The organism is Schumannella soli (genome assembly GCF_006517435.1).
GTDB lineage: Bacteria > Actinomycetota > Actinomycetes > Actinomycetales > Microbacteriaceae > Schumannella > Schumannella soli.
This window is the reverse complement of sequence record NZ_VHQG01000001.1, coordinates 157,803-175,511: the sequence shown is the minus strand read 5'-3', so window position 1 is coordinate 175,511 and position 17,709 is coordinate 157,803. Positions and strand designations below refer to the sequence as shown.

Here is a 17,709-nt window from a genome sequence, read left to right as displayed (position 1 = left end):
TCGTCACGGAAGGTCGGCGTGCCGGCCATCAGTACTTGCGCTCCATCGGCTGGTAGTTCGTGACGACCACGGGCTTCCAGTCGAGGGTGATGTGGTCGGCGGCGTCGGCCGAGTGCGGGTCGCCCGTCAGGTACGCCATCGTGTGCTTCATGTAGTTCTCGTCGTCGCGCTTCGGGAAGTCGTCGCGCATGTGGCCGCCGCGGCTCTCCTTGCGGTTGCGGGCGGAGAACACGACGACCTCGGCGAGGTCGAGCAGGAAGCCGAGCTCGATGGCCTCGAGCAGGTCGGTGTTGTAGCGGTGGCCCTTGTCCTGCACCGAGATCTGCTGGTAGCGCTGGCGCAGCGAGTGGATGGTCTCGGTCACCTTGGCGAGCGACTCGTCGGTGCGGAAGACCTGGGCGTTCTTGTCCATCTCCTCCTGCAGCTCCTTGCGGAGGGAGGCGATGCGCTCGGTGCCGGTCGCGTTGCGGGTGCTCTCGACGAGCTCGCGCACGAACTTGGCCGGGTCTTCCGGCAGCGGCGTGAACTCCGCGGTCTTGGCGTAGGCGGCGGCGTTGTTGCCGGCGCGCTTGCCGAAGACGTTGATGTCGAGCAGCGAGTTGGTGCCGAGGCGGTTCGAGCCGTGCACCGAGACGCAGGCGCACTCGCCGGCGGCGTAGAGGCCGGGCACGACGGTCGTGTTGTCGCGCAGCACCTCGGCGCTGACGTTGGTCGGGATGCCGCCCATCGCGTAGTGCGCGGTCGGCATGACCGGAACCGGCTCGACGACCGGGTCGACGCCGAGGTAGGTGCGGGCGAACTCGGTGATGTCGGGCAGCTTGGTCTCGAGCACCTCGGCGCCCAGGTGGGTGCAGTCGAGCAGCACGTAGTCCTTGTGCGGGCCGGCGCCGCGGCCCTCCGCGACCTCCTGCACCATGCAGCGCGCGACGATGTCGCGCGGCGCGAGGTCCTTGATGGTGGGGGCGTAGCGCTCCATGAAGCGCTCACCCGAGGCGTTGCGCAGGATCGCGCCCTCGCCGCGGGCGCCTTCGGTGAGCAGGATGCCGAGGCCGGCCAGGCCGGTCGGGTGGAACTGGAAGAACTCCATGTCCTCGAGCGGCAGCTTCTTGCGCCAGATGATGCCGACGCCGTCGCCCGTGAGGGTGTGCGCGTTCGAGGTGGTCTTGTAGACCTTGCCGAAGCCGCCGGTCGCGTAGATGATCGCCTTCGCCTGGAAGACGTGGATCGCGCCCGTCGCGAGCTCGTAGGCGACGATGCCCGAGGGCTGCTCGACGCCATCCACCTCGGTCATGACCATGTCGAGCGCGTAGTACTCGTTGTAGAACTCGACGCCGAGCTTGACGCAGTTCTGGAACAGCGTCTGCAGGATCATGTGGCCGGTGCGGTCGGCCGCGTAGCAGGCGCGGCGCACGGGCGCCTTGCCGTGGTCGCGGGTGTGTCCGCCGAAGCGGCGCTGGTCGATCTTGCCCTCGGGGGTGCGGTTGAAGGGCAGGCCCATGTTCTCGAGGTCGAGGACGGCGTCGATGGCCTCCTTGGCGAGGATCTCGGCCGCATCCTGGTCGACCAGGTAGTCACCGCCCTTGACGGTGTCGAAGGTGTGCCACTCCCAGCTGTCCTCCTCGACATTGGCGAGCGCGGCGGCCATGCCGCCCTGCGCCGCGCCGGTGTGCGAGCGGGTGGGGTAGAGCTTGGTGATGACCGCGGTCTTGACCTGCGGGCCGGCCTCGATCGCCGCGCGCATGCCGGCGCCGCCGGCGCCGACGATCACGACGTCGTACTGGTGGTAGGTCACGCCGTCGATGACGGCTCCGTCTTCGAAGTCCATGCCGCTCAGCCCTTCGCCGTGCAGAACTGGGCGAGGTCGCCGCCCTGGGCGGCTCCGATGCAGGGGTCGAAGGTGAAGATCACGAGGCTCCCGAGAAGGATCAGCACGATGGTGGAGACGAGGATCGCCCCGAGCAGCACCTTGCGCAGGCGCCCGCGGGCGTAGTCGTTGGTGAGGGTGCGCATGCCGTTGGCGCCGTGGATGAGCGCGAGCCAGAGCATGAGGGTGTCCCAGACGACCCAGAACGGGTCGGCCCACTTGCCCGCGACGAACGCGAAGTCGATCGCGTGCACGCCGTCGCCGGCGACGAGGTTGACGAAGAGGTGGCCGAAGACGAGCACGAGCAGCAGCACGCCGCTGATGCGCATGTACAGCCAGCCCCACTTCTCCCAGTTGACCTTGCGGGGCCGGGAGGAGCTCGAGCGCGGCGCCGGGATGGTGGCGGTCATCAGTGGCCTCCGAAGACGACGCTGAGGTGGCGCGGCAGGAAGCCGGCCATCGTCACGGCCCAGAGGCCGACGACGATCCAGAACATGAGCCGCTGGTGGCGGGCGCCCCAGGCGGTGAGGTCGATGAGGATGATGCGCAGCCCGTTGAACGCGTGGAACACGATCGCCGCGACCAGGCCGGCCTCGCCGAGGCCCATGATCGGCGTCTTGTACGTGTTGATCACGGCGTCGTAGGCGTCGGGGCTGATGCGCACGAGTGCGGTGTCGAGAATGTGCACCAGGAGGAAGAAGTAGATCGCGGTACCGGTGATCCGATGCAGCACCCACGACCACATTCCCTCGCGACCGCGGTACAGGGTGCCGGCGGGGCGCTTCGGTGAGGGGATGCGGGGGGCGGTGACGGGGCCGGACTGAACCTGGCTCGACACGGGAGTCCCTCCTTGGAGCCCCGCCCGTCGCAGGGTGGTGTGCGAGGGATGTCGCGTCTGCTGCGGAGCTCTCCTGAGTCTAGGCCCGCCTCGGGGGCGTCGCAGGTCAGGTGGGCCTAACCTCTCTCGACGTCGAGACATCAGGTCGGCGTCGTGCATCCGACCGACGCGCGTCGCGCTCCTGAACGAGCGCTCAGGCTCCGCGCCGTCGATGTCGCGGGATGCTCAGTCGCGGCCCGGTACCGTGACGGGCATGAGCGCTCCCTCGCCCGGTCTCGACCGCTTCCATGCCGTGATCCCCGCCGGCGGCGTCGGGTCGCGTCTCTGGCCGCTGTCGCGCGCCGGGGCGCCGAAGTTCCTGCACCCGCTGAGCGGCAGCGGCGAGAGCCTGCTGCGCGACACCTGGCAGCGCGTCGCCCCGCTGAGCGGCGAGGGCCGCATCCTCGTCGTCACCGGGCGCGCGCACGCGGATGCGGTGCGCGAGCAGCTGCCCGAGCTCGATGACGCGAACCTGGTGCTCGAGGACGAGCCGCGCGAGTCGTCGGCGGCGATCGGGCTCGCCGCGGCGATCCTGGTGCGCCGCGAGCCCGACGTCATCGTCGGCTCGTTCCACGCCGACCACGTCATCCGCGGCGTCGCCGCGTTCGGCCAGGCGGTGCGTCAGGCGGTCGCGGTGGCGGACGCCGGCTACATCGCGACGATCGGCGTGCCGCCCACCGAGCCGGCGACCGGCTTCGGCTACATCCGCGCGACGAGCGCCCTGGCCGATGTGCCGGGCGTGCTGCAGGTCGACAGCTTCGTCGAGAAGCCCGACCTCGAGACGGCGATCGGCTACCTGGCCACGGGCGACTACCTCTGGAACGCGGGCATGTTCGTCTCCCGCGCCGACGTGCTGCTCGAGCGGATGCGCATCGAGCAGCCGGACCTTGTCGCGGGGCTCGAGGAGCTCGCCGCGGTCTGGGACACGGACGCCCGCGACGAGGCGGTGGCCCGCATCTGGCCCGCGCTGCCGAAGATCGCGATCGACTACTCGGTCGCCGAGCCCGCCGCCGCCGCGGGGCGGCTGGCCGTCGTGCCCGGCAGGTTCACCTGGCACGACGTCGGCGACTTCGCCACCATCGCTCGGCTCGGCGCGGCCGGCCGGCCGAACCAGCTCGTGACCCTCGGCGACGCCGACCAGGTGATCGCCGACGACAGCTCCGGCCTCGTCGTCGCGAGCGGCGGCCGGCTGGTGTCGCTCATCGGCCTGCGCGACGTCGTCGTCGTCGACACCGAGGACGCGCTGCTGGTCACCACGACCGAGCACGCGCAGCGGGTCAAGCAGACGGTCGAGGCGATCAAGGAGCAGGGGCGCTCGCAGCTGCTCTGAGCGGGCCTCGCCGCCCCGCGCGACGGGCTCTCGGGGAGCCCGCGCGGCGCATCCCGTTTCCGTCTCGTTTCGCGGCGGGCGCGGCTTTGTAACGCTTCCGACTCGACCCCGGGACCGGGGCTTTCCTCGCCTGTAACGCGAGGTAACGTGTCCCCAAATCCGGCGGGCGCTCACCATGCCCGCGCTTCCCAGGAGGACCTCACGTGACATTCATCCTGCGCAAGACCGGTCTCGCCGGCCTCGCCACCCTCGGCGCGAGCGTGCTCGTGCTCACCGGCTGCGCCAGCGCGCCCAGCGACTCGGGCAGCGACAGCGCCAAGTCCGACTTCCTGCCCTGCATGGTCTCCGACGACGGCGGCTACGACGACCACTCGTTCAACGAGTCGGGTCTCAACGGGCTCGAGGCCGCCGCCAAGGCGATCGGCTCGAAGGAGAAGCACGTCCAGTCGTCGAGCGAAGACGACTACGCGCCGAACATCGACCAGCTGCTCAACCAGGGCTGCAACCTCATCGTCACCGTCGGCTTCAAGCTGTCGGCCGCGACCGTCAGCGCCGCGAAGGCGAACAGCGACGTCGAGTTCGCGATCATCGACGACGGCCTCGACAACGAGGGTGCCAAGGACAAGGACGGCAAGGACACCGGCGACGGCAAGGTCGACGTCGAGAACGGCAAGCCGATCCTCTTCGACACCGCCCAGGCGGCGTTCCTCGGCGGCTACGCCGCGGCCAGCTACTCGAAGACCGGCGTCGTCGGCACCTTCGGCGGCATCCCGATCCCGCCCGTCACGATCTTCATGGACGGCTTCGTCGACGGCGTGAAGTACTACAACGAGCAGAAGAACAAGGACGTCAAGGTCGTCGGCTGGGACAAGGACAGCCAGAACGGCGTCTTCACCGGCGGCTTCGCGGCCGGCGTCGAGGCCAAGACCGCGGCCCAGGGCCTGCTCGACCAGAACGCCGACGTGCTGATGCCGGTCGGCGGCCCGATCTACCAGAGCGCCGCTGAGGCGATCCGCGACAAGGGCGGCGACATCGCGATGATCGGCGTCGACGCCGACGTCTACCTGTCCGACCCCTCGGTCAAGGACCTGCTGCTCACCTCGGTGCAGAAGGGCATCGACAAGGGCGTGGAGGACGTGGTCAAGGCCGCGGCCGACAAGAAGTTCGACAACACCCCCTACGTCGGCACGCTGAAGAACGGCGGCGTCGGCCTGGCCCCCTTCCACGACTTCTCGTCGAAGGTCGACTCGGGTCTGCAGGGTGAGCTCGACTCCATCAAGGAGAAGATCATCTCCGGTGACATCAAGGTCACCTCGAAGGCCTCGCCGAAGTAATCCGGCGAGAACTGACCCGGATCGGGGAGGTCGGACATGTCCGGCCTCCCCGATCCTGTTTCCCCGTGTCCGCCCGGCGACATAGATTGACGACATGAAGCTCGAACTCCAGGGCATCACCAAGCGCTTCGGCTCCCTGGTCGCGAACGACCACATCGACCTCGTGGTCGAGCCCGGTGAGATCCACTGCCTCCTCGGCGAGAACGGCGCCGGCAAGTCGACGCTGATGAACGTGCTCTACGGCCTCTACCAGGCCGACGAGGGCAGCATCCTGCTCGACGACGCCGTGCAGCACTTCTCCGGGCCCGGCGATGCGATGGCCGCCGGCATCGGCATGGTGCACCAGCACTTCATGCTCATCCCCGTCTTCACCGTCGCCGAGAACGTCATGCTCGGCCACGAGCAGACCAGGGCGGGCGGACTGCTCGACCTGGCCGCGGCCCGCGCGAAGGTGCGCGAGATCTCGGCCCGCTTCGGCTTCGACGTCGACCCCGACGCGCGCATCGAGGACCTGCCGGTCGGCGTGCAGCAGCGCGTCGAGATCATCAAAGCCCTGTCGCGCGACGCGAAGGTGCTCGTGTTCGACGAGCCCACCGCCGTGCTCACCCCGCAGGAGACCGACGAGCTGATGGCGATCATGCGCCAGCTCAAGCAGTCGGGCACCGCGATCGTCTTCATCACCCACAAGCTGCGCGAGGTGCGCGAGGTCGCCGACCGCATCACCGTCGTGCGGCTCGGCAAAGTCGTCGGCGAGGCGTCGCCCACCGCATCCAACTCCGAGCTCGCCGCGATGATGGTCGGCCGCTCGGTGTCGCTCACCGTCGAGAAGACCCCGGCGGACCCCGGCGAGGCCGCGCTCGTCGTGCGCGATCTCTCGGTCATCGACCCGCAGAACCAGTACGTCGTCTCGCACGTCGACTTCGAGGTGCGCCGCGGCGAGATCCTCGCGATCGCCGGCGTGCAGGGCAACGGCCAGACCGAGCTCACCGAGGCGCTGCTCGGACTCCAGCCGCGCACCGAGGGATCCGTCACCCTCGACGGCGTCGAGATCGCCGGACTCGCCCCGCGCCGCATCCTGGATGCCGGCGTCGGCTTCGTGCCCGAAGACCGCGGCGAAGACGGACTGGTCGGCGAGTTCACGATCAGCGAGAACCTCATGCTCGACCGCTCGAACGGCGCGCCCTTCGTGCGCGGCGGCGCCGTGCAGAAGGCCGTGCTCGATGCCTTCGCCGAGGAGAAGGTGCGCGAGTTCGACATCCGCGCCCAGGGCATCGGCACCGCCGTCGGCCGTCTCTCCGGCGGCAACCAGCAGAAGGTCGTGCTCGCCCGCGAGCTCAGCCGCGAGCTGCGGCTGTTCGTCGCCGCGCAGCCCACCCGCGGCGTCGACGTCGGCTCGATCGAGTTCATCCACAAGCGCATCGTCGCCACCCGCGACCAGGGCGTGCCGATCATCGTCGTCTCGACCGAGCTCGATGAGGTCGTCGCCCTCGCCGACCGCATCGCCGTCATGTACCGCGGCGGCATCGTCGGCATCGTGCCCGCCGACACCCCGCGCGACGTGCTCGGCCTCATGATGGCCGGCGAGAGCCCCGAGTCCGCCGGCGCCGCCGTCGCGCCCGCCGTCACCACCACCGGAGCCGCCCAGTGAGCGAGAAAATCCCCGGAGAGGACCAGCTGCCGACCCCCGGCCAGGTCCTGCCCCTGGCCCCCGAGCCGCAGAGCGCGCAGGGCGTCGAGCCCGGCCAGGCCTCGGGAACGAAGCCGGCCGACGAGGTCCCGCCGCCGCCCGCGGCGAACCGGGTGATGCGCGAGATCCTCTCCAGCAACTGGCTGATGACCCTGCTCGCGATCGTGCTCGCGCTCGTCGTGGCGAGCATCCTCATCGTCGTCACCGACGAGAACGTGCAGAAGGCCGCCGGCTACTTCTTCGCCCGCCCCGCCGACACCTTCCAGGCGATCGGCCGGTCCATCGGCGGCGCGTACTACAGCCTGTTCCAGGGCGCGGTGTACAACTTCGCCCGGCCCGGCTTCGTCAACGGCATCAAGCCGCTGACCGAGACCCTCGCCTTCGCCGCTCCGCTCATCGCGGCCGGACTCGGCGTCGCGGTCGCGTTCCGCGTCGGCCTGTTCAACATCGGCGGACGCGGCCAGATCCTCATCGCGGCGGCCGTCGCCGGCTGGATCTCCTGGTCGTTCCCGCTGCCGCCGTTCATCCACATGCTCGTCGCCGTCGTCGGCGCGCTCATCGGTGGCGCGGTGTGGGGCGGCCTGGTCGGCTTCATCAAGGCCCGCACCGGCGCGCACGAGGTGATCCTCACGATCATGCTCAACTACGTCGCGCTGTACCTGATCCAGTTCCTGCTCAAGACGCCGGGCGCCCTCCAGGCGCCGGGCACCAGCAACCCCAAGACGCCGCCGACCGACCCGAGCGCGGTCATGCCGACCCTGAGCGACCTGCTCACGCTGCTCAACGGCGGAACCCAGGTCGGGTCGTTCCGGCTCAACGTGGGATTCATCCTCGTCATCCTCGCGACGATGTTCGTGGCCTGGCTGCTGAACCGCTCGAGCACCGGATTCCGCTTCCGCGCCGTGGGCGAGAACCCGCACGCCGCGCGCGTCGCCGGCATCGACGTCAAGTGGGTCTTCGTGCTCGCGATGATCATCTCGGGTGCGCTCGTCGGCCTCGCCGGCTCGATCCAGGTGCTCGGCACCAACACCTCCGGCTTCGGCGACGGCATCGACGCCGGCATCGGCTTCGACGCGATCACCGTCGCGCTGCTCGGCCGCTCCCGGCCCTGGGGCGTGTTCTTCAGCGGCATCCTGTTCGGCGCGCTCAAGGCCGGCGGCTACTCGATCCAGGCCGGCGAGGGCATCCCGATCGACATCGTCGTCGTGGTGCAGTCGGTCATCGTGCTCTTCATCGCCGCGCCGCCGCTCGTGCGCGCGGTGTTCCGACTCCCGGCGCCCGGCTCGAAGCCGAAGGCCCGACGACCGCGCCTCACGGCGGAGGTGACCCGATGAGCGCCGAGACCGCCGCCCCCGTCGTGCCGGCAGCCCACGCGCCGATCGTGCTCGAGAAGGCGATCGTCCGCAGTCCGAAGGCTCCGGTAATCCTCGGCGTCTTCGCACTGCTCGCGCTGCTCGCCGCCTTCGCTTTCCCGCGCACCGGGACGACCCGCTTCGGCCTGTCGACCTCGCGCGACTCCATCCAGCTCGACCCGATCCCGGTGTCGACCCAGCCCGTCGTCGCCGTGATCGCGGTGCTGCTCGCGCTGCTCGCGATCCTCGCCGCCGTCATCGTGGCGCGCGGGCGCACCGGCAAGCTGCCGCTCTGGCTCACGATCGTGTTCGCGGTGCTGTTCGTCGTCGCGTTCCTCACCTGGGCCGTGGCCGACGGGCTGCTGCCCTTCACCGGTCTGCTGGTCGGCGCGCTCGGGGTCAGCACCCCGCTGATCTTCGGCGCGCTCGGCGGCGTGCTCTCCGAGCGTGTCGGCGTGGTCAACGTCGCGATCGAGGGTCAGCTGCTGTTCGGCGCCTTCTCGGCCGCGCTCGTGGGCGTCGCCACCGGCAGCGCCGCGGCGGCCCTGATCGCGGCGGCCGTCGCCGGCATGCTCGTGTCCTTCGTGCTCGCGGCGTTCTCGATCAAGTACCTGGTCGACCAGGTGATCGTCGGCGTCGTGCTCAACGTGCTCGTCACCGGCCTCACCACCTTCCTCGCCGGCGTGATCGACGTCGACAAGATCCCCGCCTCGGCGCGCTTCGCGACCGTGCCGATCCCGCTGCTCAGCGAGATCCCGGTCGTCGGACCGCTGCTGTTCCGCCACTCGCTCATCGTGTACTTCATGTACATCGCCGTCTTCGCGGTGTGGTTCGGGCTCAACAAGACCCGCTGGGGCCTGCGCCTGCGCGCGGTCGGCGAGCACCCGAAAGCCGCCGACACGGTCGGCATCAACGTGGGCCGCACCCGATTCTGGAACGTGTCGCTCGCGGGCGCGATCGCCGGCATCGGCGGCGCCTACCTCGCCCTCGACGCGATCGGCCTGTTCTCGAAGGAGATGACGAACGGCGCCGGATTCATCGCCCTCGCCGCAGTCATCTTCGGCCGCTGGGATCCGGTGCGCGCCGTGCTCGCCGCCCTGCTCTTCGGGTTCGCGACGAGCCTGCAGAACTCGCTCAGCGCGGCCGGCGTGACGGCGGTGCCGAAGGAGTTCCTGCTGATGCTCCCGTACCTGATCACCGTGCTCGCGGTCGCGGGGCTCGTCGGCCAGGTGCGCGGCCCGGCCGCCGCCGGCAAGCCGTACATCAAGAGCTGAGGGGCGAGCGGATGACCGACCAGACCGCGACCGAGGCAGCCGCTCGCGGCGCCGACATCGACTGGGCCGGGCTGCACGAGCTGGCCGTCGAGGCCGCGACGCACGCCTACGTTCCCTACTCGAAGTTCCCCGTCGGCGTCGCCGCCGTCGTCGACGACGGCCGGATCATCTCGGGCGCGAACGTCGAGAACGCCTCCTACGGCCTCACGCTCTGCGCCGAGTGCTCGCTCGTCTCCGCGCTGCACATGACCGGCGGCGGCAAGCTGACCGCCTTCGTCTGCGTCGACGGCAACGGCGACGCGCTCATGCCGTGCGGACGCTGTCGCCAGCTGCTGTTCGAGCACTCGGCCGAGGGGATGCTGCTCGCCACGGTGTCGGGCATCCGCACGATCGACGAGGTCATCCCCGACGCTTTCGGCCCGCGCACGCTCGCGGTGTACCGGGGCGAGGAACAGGCCTGAGCGATCCGGTGCGGGCGCCGCGCCCGACCCCCGGGGCTCGCGCCTGGGCGCTCTGACAACGCTGTCGCAGAGTCCTCTGGGCGGGGCCCGGGCGGTGGAGGCGCGAGCGTAGCGTCGCGCGCATGAGCTCCACCGCACCGTCCCGTCGTCCGTCCCCGTTCCGCCGCCACTCGCTGGTCGTCTCCGCGCTCGCGGTCGCCGGAGCCGCGGTCGTGGGGCTGAGCGGCTGCAGCGCGCCAGGAGGCGACTCCGCGTCAGGAGGCTCGAGCGGCGGCGCCTCCACGTCGCCGAGCGTGACGTCGAAGCCGACGATCAGCGTCTCGCCGCCGGCGCCCTCGCCCGATCCGCAGGACCCGGACGCACCCGGCAGGCAGTGCCCCGACGAGGCCCTGAAGGTCGCCGTGACCGAGGATCCGGGTGGCTCGGGCGCCGGCAGCACCGGCTACGACATCGTCTTCACGAACACCGGCGGCGGATCCTGCGAGCTGCGCGGCTACCCGGGCGTCTCCGTCGTCGGCCACGGCGACGGAACCCAGCTCGGCGTGCCGGCCGAGCGGCCGTCCGCCGGTCCCGCGATCCAGACCGTCAGCATCCAGCCGGGCGGTGCCGCGACGGCCGTCGTGCGCGTCGCGAACCTGCAGGGCGGCGGTGGGGCGACCGGATGCGCGACCGCGACGGGCGACGGCTGGCGGGTCTACCCGCCGCACTCCTTCGCGGCCGTCTTCGTGCCCGACGCGGGCGTTCTCGCCTGCACCGACAGCACGGTGTGGATGGACTTCGCCTCGCCCGTCGCGAATGACTGAACCGCGCCTCCATCCGCCCGTCGCACGCCGTAATCTGGTCGGGTGGTAGAGCGCTTCGATGTCGTCGATCTCATCCGGACCAAGCGGGACAAGGGGGCGCTGACGACCGACCAGATCGACTGGCTGGTCGACGCGTACACCCGCGGCTACGTCGCCGACGAGCAGATGTCGGCCATGACCATGGCGATCTTCCTCAACGGCATGCAGCGCGACGAGATTCGCGATCTCACCCTCGCGATGATCGCGAGCGGCGAGCGCCTCGACTTCTCCGGTCTGTCGAAGGCGACGACCGACAAGCACTCGACCGGCGGCGTCGGCGACAAGATCACGCTTCCGCTGGCCCCGCTCGTCGCCTCCTTCGGCGTCGCCGTGCCGCAGCTCTCGGGTCGCGGCCTCGGCCACACCGGCGGAACCCTCGACAAGCTCGAGTCGATCCCCGGCTGGCGCGCGGCGTTGACGAACGACGAGTTCATGAGTCAGCTCGACTCGGTCGGCGCGGTCATCTGCGCGGCCGGATCGGGCCTCGCTCCGGCCGACGGCAAGCTCTACGCCCTGCGCGACATCACCGGCACGGTCGAATGCATCCCGCTCATCGCGTCGAGCATCATGTCGAAGAAGATCGCCGAGGGCACCGCCTCGCTCGTGCTCGACGTGAAGTTCGGCTCGGGCGCGTTCATGCAGGACCCGGCGCGCGCCCGCGAGCTGGCCGAGACGATGGTGCGCCTGGGCACGGATGCGGGCGTCGCGACGCGCGCGCTGCTCACCGACATGGATGTGCCGCTCGGCCTCGCTATCGGCAACGCGAACGAGGTGCGCGAGTCGGTCGAGGTGCTCGCCGGCGGCGGGCCCGCCGACGTGGTCGAGCTGACGGTCGCGCTCGCCCGCGAGATGCTCGACCTCGCCGGGCTCCCCGACGCGGACCCGGCCCAGGCGCTGAAGGACGGCCGCGCGATGGACAGCTGGAACGCGATGATCCGCGCGCAGGGCGGCGACCCCGAGGCGACGCTGCCGACCCCGAGCGAGACCCACACGGTCGTCGCCGACCGCGACGGCGTGATCGACCGCCTCGAGGCGCTGCCCTTCGGCATCGCGGCCTGGCGTCTCGGCGCCGGTCGGGCGCGCAAGCAGGACCCGGTCATCCACTCGGCCGGCATCGATCTGCACGTGAAGCCGGGCACCGCGGTGAAGGCGGGCGACCCGCTCTTCACCCTCGGCGCCGAGGACCCGGCCCGCTTCGAGCGCGCGCTCGAGTCGATCGAGGGCGCCTGGTCGATCGCCGACACGGCGCCTGCCGCGCGTCCGCTCATCGTCGACCGCATCGTCTGAGCGGTCGCTCAGAGCAGCGGCCCCGGCAGCGCGGGCGCGTTCCGGGGCGTCCGCGGGCGACCGGCGCGAGGGCGCTGCCGCGTCAGGCGGGATCCGGAGCCGACGGCTTCTCGGCCCGCCCAAGAACCGCTGCGGCGTCCGCGCTCGCGGCGGGCGCCGCGTCCCGATGCCCGAGCGAGGTCTGGAACCGCAGGAGGTAGCCGTCAGGGTCCTCGACGAGGAACTGGCGCACGCCGACCTCGCGGCGATCGTCGACGCGGTACCACTTCGTTTCCGGTTCCAGGAAGAGCGGATGCTCGGCCGCCCGCAGCGCCGACAGGATCGGATCGAGATCGGTGACGCCGATCTGGAAGTTGACGCCTCGGCCGAACGGCCGCTCCAGCGCTCCCGTCATCCAGTCGCGCCCGACGCCGCGCTGATCGAGCATGACGTGCGCCGATCCCCGCGACAGATAGGCGAATCCCTCGTCGGGGCGCTCGTATTCGATCCGGAACCCGCAGAGCCCCACCCAGAACGCGAGACTCGCGGGCGTGCTCTCGACGATCAGCTCCGGCACGAGATCGGGCGGCACCGCGGCCGCCTACGGCAGCCGACTGAGCGCGGCGACCACGAGATCCCAGAAGCGCTCGTTCTCGACGCCGAGCGCGACCGAGGTGGGCGTCGACTCGGGGGCGGGCTCGCGCAGATCGGCGACGGTCATCCCCTTCGTCAGCGTGCCGGTCAGCTCGACCGCGAGCGGGGCCTTCACCGCGCGCACGAGCGTCGGGTCGATGACCATCGCGACCGTGACCGGGTCGTGCACGGGCGGATGCGCGAAGCCGTGCCCGGCGTAGGCGGCGCCGTAGAAGTCGAGCAGGCCGCCGACGAAGGCGGACGAGCGGGTGCCGACGGCGTCGAGCTTCGCGCGGATCTCGGGCGTCACGACCGCCTGGTGGGTCGCATCCAGCCCCACCATCGTGATCGGCCAGCCCGCGCCGATCACGATCTGCGCTGCTTCGGGGTCGATCGCGATGTTGAACTCGCTGAACGGGCCGTGGTTGCCGACGTGCACACCGCCGCCCATGAAGATCACCTCGCGCACGCGCTCGACGATGCGCTGCTCGAGTCGCACGGCGAGGGCGACGTTGGTGAGGGCGCCCGTTGGCACGAGCGTGATCTCGCCCGGCTCGGAGCCCATGATCGTGTCGATGATGAGCTGCACGCCGTGGCGCGAGTCGAGCGCGCGCGTCGGCTCGGGCAGCTGCGGTCCGTCGAGGCCCGACTCGCCGTGGTACTCGGGCGCGTACTCGACCTCGTGCAGCAGCGGCCGGTGGGCGCCGCGCGCGATCGGCACCGTCGGGTCGAGACCGGCGAGCTCGGCGATCGCGAGCGCGTTGCGGGTGACCTTCTCGATGCTCTGGTTGCCGCTGACGGTCGTGATCGCGGCGATCTCGACGCCGGGGTCCCCGGCGGCGAGCAGGATCGCGATCGCGTCGTCATGGCCGGGGTCGCAGTCGAGCAGGATGCGTCGGGTCACGGGTCCATCATCCCGCGCCGTCGGTCGCGCATCGCGCACGGATCGCTCGGCTTCGGGGACGGTCGCGCGGCGACTGCGGGCGCGGCTGCCGGAATGGCATCCCCGCGGGAAGCTGTCGGGTGCGGGCGGGTAGATTCGATGCCATGACCGACGCGCGCGACGCAGCCACTCCGAGCACCGCAGTCGAGGGCGTCGCCCTCGCCGACCTGCCCAAGGTCTCTCTGCACGACCACCTCGACGGCGGACTGCGCCCCGGCACGATCATCGAACTGGCCGCCGCGGCCGGCGTCGACGTGCCCGAGAGCGACCCCGAGGCGCTCGGCGGCTGGTTCCGCGCCCAGTCCGACTCGGGCAGCCTGGTCGAGTACCTGAAGACCTTCGACCTCACGATCGCCGTCATGCAGACCGAGGAGGGCCTGCGTCGCGTCGCGCGCGAGTTCGTCGAAGACCTGCACGCCGACGGCGTGCTCTACGGCGAGCTGCGCTGGGCGCCCGAGCAGCACGTGCAGAAGGGCCTCTCGACGGATGCCGCGGTCGAGGCCGTGCAGGCCGGCATCGACGAGGCCGTCGCGAACGTCGAGGCGCAGGGCGGCTGGATCCGCGCCGGACAGCTGGTGAGCGCGATGCGCCACCTCGACAACGGCGTCGAGATCGCCGAGCTGGCGCTGCGCCACCGCGATGTCGGGGTGCACGGCTTCGACATCGCCGGCCCCGAGGACGGCTTCCCGCCGAGTCGGATGAAGGACGCCTTCGACCTGCTGCTCGCGGAGGGTCTCCCGATCACCGTGCACGCCGGCGAAGCCGCCGGGCTCGCCTCCATCCGCAGCGCCCTGATCGACGGGCACGCGCTGCGCCTCGGTCACGGTGTGCGCATCCGCGAGGACATCGAGATCGTCAGCGACGACGGCGAGGCCGTGGGCGTGCGCCTCGGCCGCCTCGCCCAGTGGGTGCGCGACCGCCGCATGCCGCTCGAGGTCAGCCCGAGCTCGAACCTGCAGACCGGCGCCTTCGCGGCCTGGGGCTCCGACTTCGACGACCACCCCTTCGACACCCTCTACCAGCTCGGCTTCGCGGTCACGGTGAACACCGACAACCGCCTCATGAGCGGAACCTCGCTCACCCGCGAGCTGGGCCTTCTCTCGGACGCCTTCGGCTACGACCTCGACGACCTGCTCACCTTCCAGCTCAACGCGGCCGAGGGCGCCTTCCTGCCCCTCGAGGACCGCGTCGAGCTGCAGGCCCGCATCGAAGAGGGATTCGGTCTCGACTGAGATGGCGCTGCCCCCTCTCGGCGACGAGGTGATCGTGATCCGCGGCGAGGCCGCCGACTGGCGTGCCGCCGTGCGGCTGGCCGGCGACGCCCTCGTGCGCGGCGGCGCCACCCGGCCGCCCTACAGCGACGCGATGGTGCGGATGATCGACGAGCACGGCCCCTACGCCGTCATCTCGCCCGGACTCGCGCTCGCGCACGCGCGTCCCGGGCCCGACGTGCTCGCCGATGGGCTCTCGGTCGTCACCCTCGCCGAGCCGGTGCTGTTCGGGCATCCGCAGAACGACCCCGTGCGCGTCGTGCTCGGTCTCGCCGTCGCGACGCCAGCGCGGCACCTGACCGCGATCGCCGACCTGGCGAACGTGTTCAACGACTCGGACACGACCGAGCGCCTCGCCGCCGCCGACGACGCGGATGCAGTGCGCGCGATCCTCGCCGGCTGACCCACCCCGCCGACGCGTGGGATCATCGTGCGCATGAAGATCGTGGCGATCTGCGGCGCCGGAATCGGCACCAGCGGCATCCTCAAGGTGAACGCCGAGCGCGTGCTGCAGCGACTCGGCATCACGGCGGCCGTCGTCGCGACCGACCTCGACTCGCTGCAGGCGGAGGCGGATGACGCGCAGGTCATCCTGACCAGCCCCGAGTTCGTGGCGCAGATCGGAAAGACCTTCGCCGACGTGATCGTGATCGACAACTACTTCGACACCGCCGAGCTGACGTCGAAGCTCGAGTCCGCCCTCGGCTGACCTGGTCGCGCAGGATCGCGCGGCGATCCTGACTCCGCCGCACGATATCTCGCGGCGTCACCCAGATCGTGCGGCGCCGAGCGCGACGACGTCAGCTCAGCAGCTCGCGCATCCCCGCGTCGAGTCGCGCGACGAGGTCGCGCGCGGCCGCGAGGCGCTCGGCCCCCGTGCCGTTCGTCGACGCCGCGTCGATGTACACCTTGAGCTTCGGCTCGGTGCCGCTCGGACGCACGATCACACGGCCGTCGCCCTCGAGCCGGTAGCGCAGGATGTCGCCCTTCGGGTAGTCGCCGACCCCCTCGAGGAAGTCCTCGACCGAGACCACGGCGACACCGCCGACCGACGTCGGCGGGGCGGCGCGCAGCGCTGCGGCCATGCGCGGGATGTCGCCCAGCTCGGCGACGCGGATCGAGATCTGCCCCGAGGCGTAGCCGCCGACGCGCTCGGCGAGCTCGTCGAGCGCGTCCGCGATCGTGCGGCCCTCCGCGTCGAGCGCGGCGGCGCGGTCGAGCAGCGCGACCGCCGCCGAGATGCCGTCCTTGTCGCGGATCGTGTCCGGGTTCACGAGGTAGCCGAGGGCCTCCTCGAAGCCGAAGACGAGGCCGGGCGCCCGCGAGATCCACTTGAACCCGGTGAGCGTCTCGGCGTGCTCGAGGCCTGCGGCGCGGGCGATCGCGCCGAGACCGGGCGAGGAGACGAGCGAGCAGGCGAGCGTGCCCGTCGGGCGCGCGACCGCATCCGGGCCGGACACGTCCGCATCCGCCGATGACGCCGCCGCGGCGACCGCCTGTCGCGCCGCGCGGTCGCCGAGCAGCAGCCCGACCTCGTTGCCGCTGAGCCGACGCCAGCCTTCTGTCGTCGACGGATCGGGGATGCCGACAGCGAGCCGGTCGGCGTCGGGGTCGTTCGCGATGACCAGCTTCACGCCGCTGCGGGCCGCGAGCGCGAACGACAGATCCATCGCGCCCTCCTCCTCCGGGTTCGGGAAGGGGACGGTCGGGAAGTCGGGGTCGGGGTCGCGCTGCTCGGCGACGACGACGGGCTCGCCGAAGCCGGCCGCCGCGAACACGCGCGCGGCGGTCTCGTAGCCGACGCCGTGCATGGCGGTGTACACGAAGGGGATGGGCCGGGCCGCGTCGCTCGCGACGGCCGCCGTGGTCGTCACGTACTCCTCGACGACGGACTCGTCGACGAGCCGCCAGTCGTCGGAGCGCGGCAGGTCGGAGATCGACCCGGCGGCGACGCGCAGGATCTCCGCCTGGATCTCCCCGTCGGAGGGCGAGACGATCTGCGACCCGGCGTCGGCGCCGCCGAGGTAGACCTTGTAGCCGTTGTCGCGAGCCGGGTTGTGGCTCGCGGTGACCATGACCCCGGCGCTCGCGTCGAGGTGGCGCACGGCGAAGGCCAGCACGGGAGTGGGCAGCCGGCGCGGCATGAGGTGCGCGTCGACGCCGGCGCCCTGCATGAGCTCGACCGTGTCGCGGGCGAAGACCTCGCTGTTGTGACGGCCGTCGAAGCCGACCACGATCGTCGGATGCGGCTCACGGGCGAGCAGGAAGGCCGCCAGCCCGGCGGCGGCCTGCGCCACGAGCACCCGGTTCATGCGCTGAGGCCCGGCGCCGAGCTCGCCGCGCAGGCCCGCGGTGCCGAACTCGAGGCGGCCGTCGAAGCGCGCGGCCAGCTCGCGGGCGGCGCGCTCGGCGTGCCCGGCCGCGTCGCCGGCAGCCGCCGCACCGGCGCCCCCCGCCGCATCCACCAGCTTCTGCAGCTCGGCGCGGGTGGTCTCGTCGGGGTCCTGGGCGATCCAGGCGCGGGCGGCCTCGAGGGTGGCGTGCGGGCTCATGGCGCCGTCTCCCGTCGCGCTCG

Annotated in this window: 17 protein-coding genes; 11 read left to right on the top strand and 6 right to left on the bottom strand. The window is 71.3% G+C overall.

Annotated elements, in window-relative coordinates; translation table 11 throughout:
- Positions 1-28: 28 nt before the first annotated feature.
- Genes sdhA through sdhC form a run of 3 tightly spaced genes read right to left on the bottom strand, consistent with a single transcriptional unit; the run spans position 29 to position 2,702 of the window.
- Entirely contained in the window at positions 29-1,825 is a 1,797-nt protein-coding gene (gene sdhA / locus FJ657_RS00790; protein ID WP_141161804.1) for a succinate dehydrogenase flavoprotein subunit, read from the bottom strand.
- Positions 1,826-1,830: 5 nt separating this feature from the next.
- A complete protein-coding gene (locus FJ657_RS00785) occupies positions 1,831-2,274 on the bottom strand; it encodes a succinate dehydrogenase hydrophobic membrane anchor subunit (protein ID WP_141161803.1) in 444 nt (147 codons plus the stop codon).
- Complete coding sequence (sdhC, locus tag FJ657_RS00780) at positions 2,274-2,702, bottom strand: succinate dehydrogenase, cytochrome b556 subunit (RefSeq protein WP_255447057.1); 429 nt, start codon at positions 2,700-2,702, stop codon at positions 2,274-2,276. Before sdhC ends, FJ657_RS00785 begins: the two co-directional genes overlap by 1 nt.
- Positions 2,703-2,955: 253 nt before the next feature.
- Between sdhC and FJ657_RS00775 the strand changes: the two genes are divergently transcribed.
- The 8 genes from FJ657_RS00775 (at position 2,956) to FJ657_RS00740 (ending at position 12,308) form a co-directional block, all read left to right on the top strand.
- Positions 2,956-4,071, top strand: a complete 1,116-nt coding sequence (locus FJ657_RS00775; protein ID WP_141161801.1) for a mannose-1-phosphate guanylyltransferase — start codon at positions 2,956-2,958, stop codon at positions 4,069-4,071.
- A 203-nt stretch (positions 4,072-4,274) separates the two neighbouring features.
- Positions 4,275-5,405 carry a BMP family lipoprotein gene (locus FJ657_RS00770; protein WP_141161800.1) on the top strand — a complete coding sequence of 377 codons (1,131 nt, stop codon included), beginning with the start codon at positions 4,275-4,277 and terminating at the stop codon, positions 5,403-5,405.
- A 94-nt stretch (positions 5,406-5,499) separates the two neighbouring features.
- Positions 5,500-7,053: an ABC transporter ATP-binding protein gene (locus tag FJ657_RS00765; protein WP_141161799.1), complete on the top strand. Its 1,554-nt coding sequence runs from the start codon at positions 5,500-5,502 to the stop codon at positions 7,051-7,053.
- A complete protein-coding gene (locus tag FJ657_RS00760; RefSeq protein ID WP_255447056.1) occupies positions 7,050-8,426 on the top strand; it encodes an ABC transporter permease in 1,377 nt (458 codons plus the stop codon). Before FJ657_RS00765 ends, FJ657_RS00760 begins: the two co-directional genes overlap by 4 nt.
- The gene (locus FJ657_RS00755; protein ID WP_141161798.1) at positions 8,423-9,718 is read left to right on the top strand and encodes an ABC transporter permease; all 1,296 of its coding nucleotides are present in this window, start codon (positions 8,423-8,425) and stop codon (positions 9,716-9,718) included. Before FJ657_RS00760 ends, FJ657_RS00755 begins: the two co-directional genes overlap by 4 nt.
- Before the next feature lie 11 nt (positions 9,719-9,729).
- The gene (locus FJ657_RS00750) at positions 9,730-10,179 is read left to right on the top strand and encodes a cytidine deaminase (protein ID WP_141161797.1); all 450 of its coding nucleotides are present in this window, start codon (positions 9,730-9,732) and stop codon (positions 10,177-10,179) included.
- 122 nt (positions 10,180-10,301) lie between these two features.
- Entirely contained in the window at positions 10,302-10,982 is a 681-nt protein-coding gene (locus tag FJ657_RS00745; RefSeq protein ID WP_141161796.1) for a DUF4232 domain-containing protein, read from the top strand.
- A gap of 42 nt (positions 10,983-11,024) precedes the next feature.
- Entirely contained in the window at positions 11,025-12,308 is a 1,284-nt protein-coding gene (locus FJ657_RS00740; protein ID WP_141161795.1) for a thymidine phosphorylase, read from the top strand.
- An 82-nt stretch (positions 12,309-12,390) separates the two neighbouring features.
- Here FJ657_RS00740 and FJ657_RS00735 read toward each other — a convergent pair whose 3' ends face one another.
- Positions 12,391-12,879 carry a bleomycin resistance protein gene (locus tag FJ657_RS00735; RefSeq protein ID WP_141161794.1) on the bottom strand — a complete coding sequence of 163 codons (489 nt, stop codon included), beginning with the start codon at positions 12,877-12,879 and terminating at the stop codon, positions 12,391-12,393.
- Between the two features lie 9 nt (positions 12,880-12,888).
- A complete protein-coding gene (locus tag FJ657_RS00730; protein ID WP_141161793.1) occupies positions 12,889-13,824 on the bottom strand; it encodes a nucleoside hydrolase in 936 nt (311 codons plus the stop codon).
- Between the two features lie 143 nt (positions 13,825-13,967).
- Here FJ657_RS00730 and FJ657_RS00725 point away from each other — a divergent pair, with 143 nt between their 5' ends.
- Genes FJ657_RS00725 through FJ657_RS00715 form a run of 3 tightly spaced genes read left to right on the top strand, consistent with a single transcriptional unit; the run spans position 13,968 to position 15,843 of the window.
- A complete protein-coding gene (locus tag FJ657_RS00725) occupies positions 13,968-15,095 on the top strand; it encodes an adenosine deaminase (RefSeq protein ID WP_141161792.1) in 1,128 nt (375 codons plus the stop codon).
- A 1-nt stretch (position 15,096) separates the two neighbouring features.
- Complete coding sequence (locus FJ657_RS00720; protein WP_141161791.1) at positions 15,097-15,537, top strand: PTS sugar transporter subunit IIA; 441 nt, start codon at positions 15,097-15,099, stop codon at positions 15,535-15,537.
- 33 nt (positions 15,538-15,570) lie between these two features.
- Positions 15,571-15,843, top strand: a complete 273-nt coding sequence (locus tag FJ657_RS00715; RefSeq protein WP_141161790.1) for a PTS sugar transporter subunit IIB — start codon at positions 15,571-15,573, stop codon at positions 15,841-15,843.
- Between the two features lie 91 nt (positions 15,844-15,934).
- Here FJ657_RS00715 and FJ657_RS00710 read toward each other — a convergent pair whose 3' ends face one another.
- Positions 15,935-17,686 (bottom strand): phospho-sugar mutase, encoded by a 1,752-nt coding sequence (locus tag FJ657_RS00710; protein ID WP_141161789.1) that lies wholly within the window; start codon positions 17,684-17,686, stop codon positions 15,935-15,937.
- Between the last annotated feature and the right edge of the window lie 23 nt (positions 17,687-17,709).

What these genes read in the sequence shown, in the direction of transcription:
- FJ657_RS00745 (WP_141161796.1), top strand. Translation starts at nt 10,302, where the DNA reads ATGAGCTCCACCGCACCGTCCCGTCGTCCGTCCCCGTTCCGCCGCCAC.
- FJ657_RS00715 (WP_141161790.1), top strand. Translation starts at nt 15,571, where the DNA reads ATGAAGATCGTGGCGATCTGCGGCGCCGGAATCGGCACCAGCGGCATC.
- FJ657_RS00725 (WP_141161792.1), top strand. Translation starts at nt 13,968, where the DNA reads ATGACCGACGCGCGCGACGCAGCCACTCCGAGCACCGCAGTCGAGGGC.
- FJ657_RS00755 (WP_141161798.1), top strand. Translation starts at nt 8,423, where the DNA reads ATGAGCGCCGAGACCGCCGCCCCCGTCGTGCCGGCAGCCCACGCGCCG.
- FJ657_RS00775 (WP_141161801.1), top strand. Translation starts at nt 2,956, where the DNA reads ATGAGCGCTCCCTCGCCCGGTCTCGACCGCTTCCATGCCGTGATCCCC.
- FJ657_RS00785 (WP_141161803.1), bottom strand. Translation starts at nt 2,274, where the DNA reads ATGACCGCCACCATCCCGGCGCCGCGCTCGAGCTCCTCCCGGCCCCGC.
- FJ657_RS00765 (WP_141161799.1), top strand. Translation starts at nt 5,500, where the DNA reads ATGAAGCTCGAACTCCAGGGCATCACCAAGCGCTTCGGCTCCCTGGTC.
- FJ657_RS00710 (WP_141161789.1), bottom strand. Translation starts at nt 17,686, where the DNA reads ATGAGCCCGCACGCCACCCTCGAGGCCGCCCGCGCCTGGATCGCCCAG.
- FJ657_RS00750 (WP_141161797.1), top strand. Translation starts at nt 9,730, where the DNA reads ATGACCGACCAGACCGCGACCGAGGCAGCCGCTCGCGGCGCCGACATC.
- sdhA (WP_141161804.1), bottom strand. Translation starts at nt 1,825, where the DNA reads ATGGACTTCGAAGACGGAGCCGTCATCGACGGCGTGACCTACCACCAG.
- FJ657_RS00720 (WP_141161791.1), top strand. Translation starts at nt 15,097, where the DNA reads ATGGCGCTGCCCCCTCTCGGCGACGAGGTGATCGTGATCCGCGGCGAG.